General features: G+C 71.7%; 8 protein-coding genes. 3 read left to right on the top strand and 5 right to left on the bottom strand.

The window, feature by feature from the left end:
- Nucleotides 1-303: 303 nt before the first annotated feature.
- Nucleotides 304-1,509 (bottom strand): signal recognition particle-docking protein FtsY, encoded by a 1,206-nt coding sequence (gene ftsY, locus ACIBCM_RS34340; RefSeq protein ID WP_399250214.1) that lies wholly within the window; start codon nucleotides 1,507-1,509, stop codon nucleotides 304-306.
- 327 nt (nucleotides 1,510-1,836) lie between these two features.
- Here ftsY and ACIBCM_RS34335 point away from each other — a divergent pair, with 327 nt between their 5' ends.
- Complete coding sequence (locus tag ACIBCM_RS34335; RefSeq protein ID WP_399250212.1) at nucleotides 1,837-3,075, top strand: GNAT family N-acetyltransferase; 1,239 nt, start codon at nucleotides 1,837-1,839, stop codon at nucleotides 3,073-3,075.
- A gap of 614 nt (nucleotides 3,076-3,689) precedes the next feature.
- Nucleotides 3,690-4,673, top strand: coding sequence for an LLM class flavin-dependent oxidoreductase (locus ACIBCM_RS34330; RefSeq protein ID WP_399250210.1), 984 nt, complete (start codon nucleotides 3,690-3,692; stop codon nucleotides 4,671-4,673).
- A 90-nt stretch (nucleotides 4,674-4,763) separates the two neighbouring features.
- On the opposite strand, the gene ACIBCM_RS34325 is transcribed toward ACIBCM_RS34330, so the two are convergent.
- The 4 genes from ACIBCM_RS34325 to ACIBCM_RS34310 form a co-directional block, all read right to left on the bottom strand.
- Nucleotides 4,764-6,185 (bottom strand): sugar porter family MFS transporter, encoded by a 1,422-nt coding sequence (locus ACIBCM_RS34325; RefSeq protein WP_399250208.1) that lies wholly within the window; start codon nucleotides 6,183-6,185, stop codon nucleotides 4,764-4,766.
- Between the two features lie 622 nt (nucleotides 6,186-6,807).
- Entirely contained in the window at nucleotides 6,808-10,623 is a 3,816-nt protein-coding gene (locus ACIBCM_RS34320; protein WP_399250206.1) for an AAA family ATPase, read from the bottom strand.
- Nucleotides 10,624-10,860: 237 nt separating this feature from the next.
- A complete protein-coding gene (locus ACIBCM_RS34315) occupies nucleotides 10,861-11,079 on the bottom strand; it encodes a hypothetical protein (RefSeq protein ID WP_215097132.1) in 219 nt (72 codons plus the stop codon).
- A 392-nt stretch (nucleotides 11,080-11,471) separates the two neighbouring features.
- The gene (locus tag ACIBCM_RS34310; RefSeq protein WP_399250203.1) at nucleotides 11,472-11,753 is read right to left on the bottom strand and encodes an acylphosphatase; all 282 of its coding nucleotides are present in this window, start codon (nucleotides 11,751-11,753) and stop codon (nucleotides 11,472-11,474) included.
- 174 nt (nucleotides 11,754-11,927) lie between these two features.
- Here ACIBCM_RS34310 and ACIBCM_RS34305 point away from each other — a divergent pair, with 174 nt between their 5' ends.
- Nucleotides 11,928-12,752 carry a CAP domain-containing protein gene (locus tag ACIBCM_RS34305; protein WP_399250201.1) on the top strand — a complete coding sequence of 275 codons (825 nt, stop codon included), beginning with the start codon at nucleotides 11,928-11,930 and terminating at the stop codon, nucleotides 12,750-12,752.
- The last annotated feature ends 75 nt before the right edge of the window (nucleotides 12,753-12,827 follow it).

The raw sequence follows: 12,827 nt of genomic DNA, 5'->3' as shown, positions 1-12,827 counted from the left end.
CAACCTCAATCTCGCCGGATAGACGAACAGCCGGACGGGCCACCGACCACGTCCACACCCAACCAGAGATCATTTACGGGACAAGCCTTAGGGCATCCGTCGTGCATCGTGGAACGTGACGCGGGACCTGGACCAGGGACCGCGGACAAGGAAGTGCCCGGCGCGTCACCCCCCACGTGCCGGGCACTTCTCCACAACTCCACAGTGTGTCCGATAAAACGGTGTGTCCGATGAACCGGAATCCCTCGCCCCCCGCGTGCTCCCGGGCGCCCCCGCCCGGTCGCCGCCTCGGTCCCGACGGCCTCAGTCCCCGATGAGGGCGTCGACGAAGGCCCCCGGCTCGAAGGGCGCGAGGTCGTCCGCCCCCTCGCCCAGCCCGACGAGCTTGACCGGTACGCCCAGCTCCCGCTGGACCGCGACGACGATGCCGCCCTTGGCGGTGCCGTCCAGCTTGGTCAGCACGATGCCGGTGATGTCCACGACCTCCGCGAAGACCCGTGCCTGCACCAGGCCGTTCTGACCGGTGGTGGCGTCCAGGACCAGCAGGATCTCGTCCAGCGGGCCGTGCTTCTCCACGACGCGCTTGACCTTGCCCAGCTCGTCCATCAGACCGGTCTTGGTGTGCAGCCGCCCGGCGGTGTCGATGAGGACCACATCGGCGCCCTCGGCGATGCCCTCCTTGACCGCGTCGAAGGCGATCGAGGCCGGGTCACCGCCCTCGGGGCCGCGTACCGTGCGCGCTCCGACCCGCTCGCCCCAGGTCTGGAGCTGGTCGGCCGCCGCGGCTCGGAAGGTGTCCGCCGCGCCGAGGACGACCGAGCGGCCGTCCGCGACCAGGACACGGGCGAGCTTGCCGGTGGTGGTGGTCTTGCCGGTGCCGTTGACCCCGACGACGAGGACCACACCCGGGGTGTCGAGGCCGCTCTCCGTCTTGACCTCACGGTCGAAGTCGGTGCCGACGAGCTGGAGCAGTTCCTCGCGCAGCAGGGTGCGCAGTTCCTCGGGGGTACGGGTGCCGAGGACCCGTACCCGCTCGCGCAGCCGCTCCACCAGCTCCTGGGTGGGCGCGACACCGACGTCGGCGGTCAGAAGGGTCTCCTCGATCTCCTCCCAGGTGTCCTCGTCGAGGTGCTCACGGGACAGCAGGGTGAGGAGTCCCTTGCCCAGGGAGTTCTGGGAGCGGGCGAGACGGGCGCGGAGCCGGATCAGCCGGCCCGCGGTGGGCTCCGGGATCTCGATCCCGGGGGCCTCGGGCTCGGCGACGACCGCCGTGCCGGCGGGTTCTCCGCCCGGTGGGAGGTCGACCTCCTCGATGGTGCGGCGCGGTTCTTCCCGTGGGGTCTCCGCCTCGTCGCCGACATGCGGCTCGGCGGGCGGAGCGGTGATGGTCGGGGTGCTCGACGGGGCCGAGGGCGGCAGCTGCTTCTTCTTGCGGCTGCTGATCACGAGCCCGCTGATCGCGCCGACCGCGACCAGGGCGATGACTACAGCAAGGATGACGATTTCCATAACGCACCCAGTATCGGTCACGCCCCCTCCGAGCCCGTCGGCCACGCCCTGCCCGACGGTGAAGCCCCTCCCCCGAGGGACGCGGACGCAGGGCGGGCCACGGTGTGCCCGGGCACCCGCGGGCCCCTCGGCCCGGAACGCCGGCCGGCTGGGGACGGACCGCGGTCGGCGATCCGGGGCCGGGCCGGGGCAGGTCGGGTCAGGCCGGGCAGAAGGTGCCGGGCAAGCCGGGCAAGGGGGCGGGCTTCGGTTCGGGGGCCCCGAGGGGCCCGGACGAGGGCGGAAAACCCGGATGACTCCGGCGTACCGACGGGTTAGCGTCCGTTCATGACCGCCTTGGAGTACCGGACCATCCCGGAGGCGCATCTCGATCGCGCCCTGGATCTGCACTATCTCGTCTTTCTGGAGAAGGACAGCGAGGACGAACTGCGCAAGCTGCACCGGGAGGTCCTGGAGCACTGCGACCGTATCGGCGCGTACGAGGGGGACGAACTCGTCGGGCTGCTGGCCGCCCACCGGCTGAAGCTGTCGATTCCCGGCGGGGAGCTGGACTGCGCCGGTGTGACCTTTGTGTCCGTGGCCCCGACCCACCGCAGGCGCGGGGTCCTCAGCGGGATGATCGCCGAGCTGTGGCGCCGGTGCACGGCGGCCGGACACCCGCTGGCCGCGCTCTGGGTGTCGGAGGCGGGGATCTACGGCCGTTTCGGCTTCGACCCGGCGACCCGGTCGTACACGGTGGCGATCGACGCGGACCACCCGCTGGATCTGCGGATCACCCCGGACGAGCGGCCACTGCGGCTGGTCCGGCCCGAGGACGCCACCGCGGTGATCGGCCCTCTGCACGCGGCGGCGCGCGAGAAGCGGGCGGGCCGGGTGGCCCGTGACGACTTCTGGTGGCGTACGCACGTCCTGCCCGAGAAGGACGAGGAGGACGACGACCTCAGCGCACCCCGGATCGTGACCATCGGCGACCCGGGTAAGGAGCCCGTCGGCTATGTCTTCTACCGGACCCTGACCGACGACGAGGGGCGGGGCACCGTCCATCTCCGGGAGCTGGAGGCCGACACCCCCGAGGCCGCCGCGGCGCTGTGGCGGTATGTGGCCTCGATCGACCTGGCCGACAAGGTACGGGCTTGGGGGCGGCCGCTGGACGACCCGCTGCTGCGGTTCTCGGGCGACCGGGACCAGGTGCGGGTGACACAGGAGTTCCCGGCGCTGTGGCTGCGGCTGGTGGATGTACCGGCGGCGCTGGAGAGGCGCGGCTGGGCGGCGCGGGTCGATGTGGTTCTGGAGCTGACCGACGCGGGGGTCCCGGCCAACGCGGGCCGCTTCCGTCTCACCGTCGGGCCCGGGGCGGACGGTCTCGCGGCCCGGGTGACGCGCACGCAGGACGCGCCCGATCTGTCGCTGGACGTTCGGGAGCTGGCCGCGTGCTATCTCGGCGGCACCGATCCGGCCGAGCTGGTCCGGGCGGGTCTGATCACGGAGCACACCCCGGGGGCGGCCGACCGGCTGGGCGCGGCCTCCCGTACGGAGCTGCTGCCCCACACGACCGACGAGTTCTGACACACGGGACCGGGCCCGCGAGCCGGGACCGGGCCCGCGAGCACGGAAGTCCCGGTCCGGGGCCCCCGCGCGGAAAGGTTTCCGCGCGCGGGGCCGCCGGACCGGCGCGTCCCACCGTCGCGGCGTGCCGGTCGCCGCCGCGAGAGCCGCGAGCCCGCCGCCCGCCGCCCGAGAAGCGGCCCCCGGGGACAAGATCACGGACAAGGCCAGGCCACCGGGTGCCGCGTTTCACAGCGGTCCGGAAACACCGCGAGGTCAGGGACGGGGCCCGGAAACACCACAGGGCGACCCGGGGACCCGCACGCGCACGGCGGGTACGACAGCGGGCCGGGAAATCGCCGGCATCCACCGGGGCCACACACAGAGACATCGGCGACACGGCCCTCGCCACCACCGGCCGACCACCCGCACCACCCGCGCCTGTCCGTGACCGAACCCCCGGGCGGACCATGGGCAGCACGCCCGAAACACCGCAAGACCGCGGACAAGGTTCCGGCCGGCACCCGCCGGAGACGGGCACGCGGTGTTCCCCGCGAACACCCCTATCAATCTGACACTACGTCAGATACGGTCACCCCTCGCCAGGTTCGCATCCTGCGAAGGGGGACGTTCCCATGGTGTTCACCGTGGTCCGGTTCAATCTCGTCGATCCCGCCGCGACGCCTCAGACCCACGCGGCCCGCTACCGCGCCGCTCTGGAGATGGCCGCCTACGCCGATCAGCACGGAGTCGACACCGTACAGACCGAGGAGCACCACGGCGCCGGCAACAACTGGCTGCCCTCCCCCTTCGTGTTCGCCGGGGCGGTCCTCGGTGCCACCAGCCGTATCGCCGTCACCGTGTCCGCGATCATCGGGCCGCTCTACGATCCGCTGCGGCTGGCCGAGGACATCGCCGTACTCGATCTCATCGGCCAAGGACGTCTGGTGACCGTCGCGGGCATCGGCTACCGCCCGGAGGAGTACGAGCAGTTCGGCGTCGACTGGCACCGGCGCGGCAGGCTCCAGGACGAGCTGCTGGAGACGCTGCTCGCCGCGTGGACGGGGGAGCCGTTCCCGTACCGGGGCAGGACCGTGCGGGTGACCCCGCGCCCGTACACCCGGCCGCACCCGCTGCTGCTGGTGGGCGGCTCCTCGAAGGCGGCGGCGCGGCGGGCGGCCCGGCTCGGGCTGCCGTTCTTCCCGAGCGCGCATCTACCGGAGCTTGAGGCGTACTACGACGAGCAGCGCGCACTCCACGGCACCGACGGCTGGACGATGATGCCCGCCGCCGAGACCCCGCTGCTCCATGTGTCCGAGGACCCGGACCGCACGTGGGCCGCGTACGGCGAGCATTTCCTGCACGAGGCGCGGACCTACGCCTCCTGGCAGTCCGCGGACATCCGCTCGGCGGTGCGCTCCCGGGCCACGACGGTCGGCGAACTGCGCGCCGAGGGCGTGTACCGGATCGTGACGCCGGACGAGTGCGCGGCGATCGACGGGGACTCCCTGGTCCTGCATCCGCTCTGCGGCGGGATGCCGGTCGAGGAGGGCCGGCGTTCGCTCCGGCTGTTCTGCGAGAGCGTGCTGCCCCGGCTGCGCCGGGACCCGTCCCGCTGATCAGGGACCGAAGAGGGACGAGACGGCAGGAAGGCCGAAGGCCCCCTCCGGACGGCCGGGTGATCGGGCCGCCGCCTCTCGCCCCGCCCCTCACCCCATCTCCTCCAGCTTCTTGCCCTTGGTCTCCTTGACGAACAGCAGCACGAAAGGGATGGAGAGCACCGCGAAGCAGGTGTAGATGATGTACGTCCCCGACAGATTCCAGTCCGACAGGCTCGGGAAGCTCGCGGTGATGGCCCAGTTGGCGATCCACTGCGCGGAGGCGGCGACTCCGAGCGCGGCGGCCCGGATCTTGTTGGGGAACATCTCGCCGAGCAGCACCCAGACCACCACGCCCCAGGACAGCGCGAAGAAGAGGACGAAGACATGCGCGGCGACCAGGGCCACCGTGCCCTGGGTGCTGGGCAGTTTGCCGTCCACCAGCCCCGCGGAGAACGCCCAGGCCTCGAAGCCCAGCGCGATCGCCATCCCCACCGAGCCGATCAGGGCAAGCGGTCTGCGGCCGATCCGGTCGACGAACACCATCGCGATCACGGTGCCGATGATGTTCACGATCGACGAGGTGAAGGAGTAGAAGAAGGAGCTGGTCGGGTCGATGCCGACGGACTGCCAGAGCGTCGACGAGTAGTAGAAGACGACGTTGATGCCGACGAGTTGCTGGAACATCGAGAGCCCGATGCCGACCCAGACGATGGGCAGGAAGCCGAAGCGGCTCCCGAGGAGGTCCTTGAACGTCGACTTGTGCTCGCGGTGCATCGCCTCGTAGATCTCCTGGACCCGCGCGTCGAGGTCCACATGCTCGCCCTCGACCTCGGCCAGCACCTGCTTGGCGCGCGCGGTCTTCCCCACGGAGATCAGAAAGCGCGGGGACTCGGGGATCGCGAACGACAGCACCCCGTACAGCAGCGCCGGGACGACCATCACGCCGAGCATCCACTGCCAGGCCTCCAGTCCGCCGATCTTCCCGCGCTGGTCGCCGTTCGCGATCTGGAGGATGCCGAAGTTCACCAGCTGGGAGACGGCGATACCGATGACGATGGCCGCCTGCTGGAAGGAGGCGAGCCGGCCGCGGTAGGCCGGCGGGGAGACCTCGGCGATATAGGCCGGGCCGATCACCGACGCCATGCCAATGGCGAAGCCGCCGATGATGCGCCACATCGCCAGATCCCAGAGGGCGAACGGCAGGGCGGAACCGATCGCGCTGGCGGTGAAGAGGACGGACGCGATCCGCATACAGGCGATACGGCCGATGCGGTCGGCGATCCGGCCCGCGGTGGCGGCGCCGACGGCACAGCCGATCAGGGCGATGGCGATGACCTGGGCGAGTTCGCCGGATCCGATGCCGTAACGGCTGCGGATGGCCTCGACGGCGCCGTTGATGACCGAGCTGTCGTAGCCGAAGAGAAAGCCGCCCATGGCCGCGGACGCGGTGATGAAGATGACATGGCCGAGGTGTTCGGCATGGGCCGGAGGGCCCCCCGGTGGGGGTGGTGGCTTCTCGGTGCTGGTCACGTCTACTCCTGGGGCCGTCCGGCAGCGCCGCGAGAGCACGGGCCCTGCCCGTACCAGCGGGGACACGGGCGGCCTCGTACCGCCGAGGCGCGAGCGAACCCCGTACCGCCGGGGGCAGGGGTGAGCCCTTCAAGTGCCGCACACCTTCCCCCGGGTCACCACTTGTGCTGCTGCTTCGGGGGATGAACGGGCGCGTGCGGGTGTACGCGGGGCCGCGAGGGCCCCGGGCACCGGAGGGGCGAGAGCCTCGGCCCGTACGCGCCCGGCTGCCTGACTACGTCGGCCACGGCGCCCGCTGGGGAGACCGCCCGGCCCGTGCGCGCCCGACCCGCCTGAGTGGCGCGGACGGCGCTCGGGGCGCGGACGGCGGGCCGTGCGGCGCGGTCGCCCCGCCCCCGCGCTGTCCGTGGTGCGGCCGTGGTGTGGCATGCGTACTCCGTGTCCCCGCCGCACCCGCGATGCCCGCGCGCGGTGCTGCCGGGTTGCATGGGTGGTGGACGGCGGATGGCGGATGGCGGATGGTGTGTACCGGGATTGCCGACGGTTACCGGCCGATGCCACCCGCCGACTACATACCGCCGGAACCGGCCCTCCGCCGCCGGGATGCCGTCCGTCCCCGGACTCAGCGCAGACGCTGGCTGATCACCTTGGAGACGCCGTCCCCCTGCATGGAGACTCCGTACAGGGCGTCCGCGACCTCCATCGTCCGCTTCTGGTGGGTGATCACGATCAGCTGCGAGGACTCCTGGAGCTCCTGCATGATCCTGATCAGCCGCTGGAGGTTGGTGTCGTCGAGCGCCGCCTCGACCTCGTCCATGACATAGAACGGGCTCGGCCTGGCCTTGAAGATCGACACCAGCATCGCGACCGCGGTCAGTGAGCGCTCACCGCCCGAGAGCAGGGAGAGCCGCTTGACCTTCTTGCCCGGAGGACGGGCCTCCACATCCACGCCCGTGGTGAGCATATTGTCCGGATCGGTCAGGATCAGTCTGCCCTCACCGCCCGGGAAGAGCCGGGAGAAGACGCCTTCGAACTCGCGGGCCGTATCGCGGTACGCGTCGGTGAAGACTTGCTCGACGCGCTCGTCCACCTCCTTCACCACCTGAAGCAGGTCGGCCCGTGTCTTCTTCAGGTCCTCCAGCTGCTCCGAGAGGAACTGATGGCGCTCCTCCAGCGCCGCGAACTCCTCCAGAGCCAGCGGGTTCACCTTTCCGAGCTGCTGGTACGCCCGTTCGGCCGACTTCAGGCGTCTTTCCTGTTCCACGCGGACAAAACGTCGCGGCTGGTTGCGGGGGTCCGCCGGATCGTCCGGCAGCTCCTCGCCCTCGGCGGGCGGCGACGGCGGTACGGGCTGGTCGGGGCCGTACTCCGAGATCAGCCCGGCGGGCTCCACGCCCAGCTCCTCCAGTGCCTTGGACTCCAGCTGCTCGATCCGGAGCCGCTTCTCGGCGCCGAGGACCTCGCCCCGGTGGACGGAGTCGGTGAGCTTGTCCAGTTCGCCCTTGAGGTCACGGCCCCGCTGGCGGGCGGCCGTCAGTTCCCTCTCCCGGTCGGCCTTCGCCGCCTCGGCCGTGGTGCGCTCGGCGTCGGCCCGGACCAGGGAGACCTCGACATGGGCCAGCAGTTGCCGCCCGCCGGAGGCCACGGCGGTGGCGACCTCGGCCTCGTGGCGCAGCCGGGCGCGCCGCTGTTCGGCGCGCGCCCGTGCCTCGCGCTCGGCGCGCGCCCCCCGGTCGAGCGCGTCGGCCCGTCCCGCGAGCCCCTTCACCCGCTCCTCGTGGGTACGGACCTGGAGGCGGGCCTCCATCTCCGTCTGGCGGGCGTTGGCTCCGTCGGCGGCGAGCCGGTCCCGGACATGGGTGTCGGGGTCCTCCGACCCCTCCTCCCCTTCCCCCTGGGCCTGTTCCTCGGCCACCAGCAGCCGCTCGGCGAGCTCCCCGGCCTCCTCGCGGGCCCGCTCCAGTGCCTCCTGCGCCCGGGCGACGGCCGCGTCGCTCCGCTCGGCCTCACCGGCGGCGGCACGGGCCTGTCCCGCGAGCCGCCCCAGCCTGCCGGACACGGCGGACTTCTCCCGGTCGGCGGCCCGCCGCCGCTCCCCCAGCTCCTCCACGAGCGCGGCGCACTCGGAGCGGCGCCCGGCTGCGTGCCGCTGCTCCCCGGCCAGTTCCCCGCACCGGACGTCCAGCTCCTCCAGCTCGGCGGCGGCCTCGTCGACGGACACCTGTACTTCCAGCAGGCTCGGCGCCCCGGCGGAGCCGCCCTGGGCGAAGTGGGCGCCGAGCACATCCCCTTCCGCGGTCACGGCGGTGAGGTGCGGGCGGGCGCGGATCAGCTCCTCCGCGTCCTCCAGCGTCCCGACGACGACCATGTCCCGCAGCAGCCTCCGTACGGCGGGCAGCAGTTCCCCGGGGCCGCGCACCAGCCCGGAGGCATGGACCCACCCGTGCTCGAAACGGTTCTGCACCCCACCGCGAGCCCCGTCCGCCACGAGCACGGGGGCCGGGTGGTGCTCCTGCGATACGGCCCCGGTGGCCGGGCGCCCGTCCCCTGCGGCCCCCTGCGCCCCGGGCTCCCGGGCACCGGCCGGCCCGGGGACATGAGCCGCCCCGGCTGTACGTACGGCCCCGGGGACATGAACCGCCCCGGGGCTGGGGGGAGCCCCGGGGATACGGGCCGAATCACAAGAGCCGGCCGCTTCCGGGGAGCCGGCCGCCTCGGGCGTGTTGGCCAGGAGTATCGACGCCCGACCCGCGTCGGACTTGCGGAGCAGCCGGAGCGCCTCGGCGGCCGTGCCGGGATCGGACACCGCGATCGCGTCGGCGGCGGCGCCGAGAGCCGCGGCGACCGGGATCTCCTGGCCGGGGGCCACCGTGAGCAGTTCCGACGCCGGTCCGAGGAGCCCTCCGAGCTGTTCCTTCGCGGCGAGCAGCGCACCCGTACCGTCCTTGCGGCGCAGCCCGAGGGCCAGTGCCTCACGGCGTGCGGCGACGGCGGCACGCTCCCGCTCGGCGACGGTCAGGGCCTCCCGGGCCGCGCCGAGTGCGGTCTCCGCCTCGGCCAGCTCCCGCTTGGCGGCCTCGTGCCGCCCGCCCAGCTCGGTGTCCCCGGCGTCGAGGCCGTCGACCTCGGCCTGGAGCTGCTCGTACTCCTCCTGCGCGGCGACCGCCCGCTCCCGGGCCTCGTCACGTGCCGCGGTCAGCCGGTCGATCTCGGCCTGGGCCGAAGCCGCCCGGCCCCGGGCGGCGTTGACCTGGCCGCCGAGCCGGGCGAGCCCTTCACGGCGGTCGGCGATGGCGCGGGCGACATCCTTGAGACGGCGTTCCTCGACGGCCAGTTCGCGCTCCAGATCGGCGCGGTGGGCGACGGTATCCTCCAGGGCGCGCTCGGCGGCCTCCAGCGCGGCCTCCAGCTCCGCCTCCTGCTCACGGATCCTCGCGGCCTCGCGCTCCATCTCCTCCGGGTCACGGCCCCGCCGCTCGTCCGGGGGCTGCGCGGTGGCACTCTTCACCCGGGCGTCGGCGAGGGAGACGGTGCCGCGCACCCGCTCGGCGAGCCGGGAGAGTTCATGCCAGCTCTGCTGTGCCCGCTGGAGCCTCGGCGCAAGCCGGCGTACTTCCTCCTCCAGCCCGGCCTCGCGGCTGAGCGCCGCCTTCAGCTCCGCTTCGGCGGCCTCCTTGCGCTCCTTCAGGGCGGCCTCGTCGGCGATCTCGGTGTTCAGTGCCTCCCGGAGGCGTACGAGATCATCGGCGAGCAGCCGCAGCCGGGAGTCACGCAGATCGGCCTGGATGACCGCGGCCCGCCGCGCGACGGCGGCCTGGCGTCCGAGTGGTTTGAGCTGGCGACGCAGCTCATCCGTCAGATCCTGGACCCGGGACAGATTCGCCTGCATCGCGTCCAGCTTCCGCAGCGCCTTCTCCTTGCGCTTACGGTGCTTGAGGACGCCCGCCGCCTCCTCGATGAAGGCCCGCCGGCCGAGGGGGTCGGCGTGGAGTACGGAGTCCAGCCGGCCCTGTCCCACGATGACGTGCATCTCCCGGCCGATGCCGGAGTCGGACAGCAGTTCCTGGATGTCGAGGAGCCGGCAGGTGTCTCCGTTGATCTGGTACTCGCTGCCGCCGTTGCGGAACATGATCCGCGTGATGGTGACCTCGGCGTAGTCGATGGGGAGGGCGCCGTCGGAGTTGTCGATGGTGAGGGAGACCTCGGCGCGGCCGAGCGGTGGCCGACCGGTCGTCCCGGCAAAGATGACGTCCTCCATCTTGCCGCCGCGCAGCGACTTGGCTCCCTGCTCGCCCATGACCCAGGAGAGCGCGTCCACGACATTGGACTTGCCGGAGCCGTTCGGGCCCACGACGCAGGTGATGCCCGGCTCGAACCGCAGGGTCGTCGCGGAGGCGAAGGATTTGAACCCGCGCAGGGTCATGGCCTTGAGGTGCACGCAGCCGGACTCTACCTTTCGCGTCGCTCGGACAGCCCGGAACACCCGGAGGAGACCGGTGGTTCACTTGCGGTTTCACCGATGATGGTGCAGGGCACACAGACGGTAGGCAAAGGACTGTACGGGCCCGGGAGCGCCCGGCGAAGAAGGACCCGGGACGGCCCGGGAAAGAAAGAAGGGACGCCGAGGGCGTCCCTTGCATATCTTTGCGCGATGGATCTCCAGCGGATCTCCGGCTCAGGTGAGCGCGGGCTCCGCCTGGGGTACGTCGATGTCGATGCCGTCAAGCAGCGACTCTCCAGGGTGCTGAGCGACGGCAGCGTTCAGCGCGTCATTCTCGGACTGAATCCGTACAAGCTCGGATTCGAGATCCTGGACGCGCTGCTGAAGCCGTCGCATCTCGGCGAGGAGTCGCGGGTCGGAACCGCCGACGTAACCGAGAAGCGCCTTTGCCATGATGGATGGTCCTCCACACTGAGTGACCGACCGATGCGGTGTGGGTCGTGAGGGATTCGCACCCGCGGTGCTCGACAGTGCCTGATACTGCTGATGTTTCTGCGGTTCTTACTGCCAAACAGCTAAGGTGCGCGGGGCTTCCAGAGTCTCACCAAAAAGTTTGACGGTCAACACGATCACAGCCCGCGCAAGGGGGCGAACCGGGGGGCACAGTGCCGCGAACCCTGCGGCAGGGCCTACGCTCCGGGGCCCGTGGGGCATGGAGTCCGTCCTTGTCCGCGCAGCCTCGCACGCGCCGCCGTTCTTGGCAACCACCAGGTCGTTTCCGTTCGGGAAGGCTCCCGGCGGAGCTTCCCGGAACACGCCCGCGAGGCCCCGGGAGAGGGTCGCCGTCAACGGATCGCGAAACCGTCGTACCCCCCTCGGGGGGTGTCCCAGATCTCAGTCACTCCGTCCACGTGCCCGGGTGTGTCGCCGGAGCGGAGCCACTCCAGCAAACGGTGGCAATTCTCACGCGGACCCTCGGCGACGACCTGCACTCTGCCGTCGTCGAGATTGCCGGCGAATCCCGTGAGCTCTCCGATTTCCAATGCGTTTGCCCTGGTGAACCAGCGGAAACCCACTCCCTGTACTCGGCCCCTTACCCAGGCGGTGAGACGTGCGGCATCGTTCATGGCTGCACGGTAGCCGCCGGATTGCCCATGAAGCCCTTCCCCCGCACACGCCATGGCGTACAGTCCGGACGCAATGACCGTCACCCGTTCGGCGCAACGGGATGGTGATGGGCCGGTTTCCACCGGCCGGGTCAGGAAAAGATCAGCCCGTCGAGGACGAGAAAGGCACAGCACATGGGACGCCATCGACGCACCACCAAACGTGCGGGCCGACCCGTACGCACTGGGTTGCTCGGCGCCTCCACGGCCATGGCGGTGGGCGCCGTCGCCGTCGTGTCCGGCCTGCTGCCGGGCGGCGACACCTTCACCGTGGGCGGTGAGAGGGCCCCCGCGAGCCCTCTGCGGACGGACGGCCCCGCGAAGCTCCAGACCCAGGGGGAGGCGGGCGCGCAGCCGGCGGACAGCGCCTCCGCCGCGACGCCCACCGCGCCGCACGCGCCGTCGACATCCCCGTCGGTGAGGACGCCCAAGCCGTCGGCGAAGCCCCCGGCCGCGACGGAGACACCGAAGAAGACCGCCTCGGGGACTCCGGAGAAGACGGCGGAGCAGCCCACCGCGCCGCGCTCCACCCCACCCGCCGCCAAGCCCCCCGCCCAGCGGAGCGTCGCCTCCCTCTCCTCCGCACAGCGGATGGAGGCCGAGGTGCTGACCCTGGTGAACGAGGAGCGCGCCAAGGCCGGGTGCAGCCCGGTCCAGTACGATGCCGCGCTGGCCAAGCTGGCGGGCGACTTCAGCGCCGATATGGCCAACCGGGGCTTCTTCGACCACACCGACCCCGACGGAAGGACCCCCTGGGACCGCGCCGAGCGGGCGGGTGTGAAGAACCTCGGCGGCGAGAACATCGCCCGGGGCCAGGCGGACGCGGCGACGGTCATGCAGTCCTGGATGAACAGCGAGGGCCACCGCGCGAACATCCTCAACTGCGACTACAAGACCCTGGGCGTCGGCGTCCACCTGGGCGACGGCGGCCCGTGGTGGACCCAGAACTTCGGCTTCTGAGATTCCCGCAGGTCAGGGCCCTGATCTGAGTCAGGGGCCGGGCCGGGGCGGCCCGGGGCACGCAGGATGCCGGGC

Source organism: Streptomyces sp. NPDC051018 (assembly GCF_044456085.1).
Taxonomy (GTDB): domain Bacteria; phylum Actinomycetota; class Actinomycetes; order Streptomycetales; family Streptomycetaceae; genus Streptomyces.
Note: the sequence above shows the minus strand (reverse complement) of the source record. Positions and strands in the feature narration are given on the sequence as shown.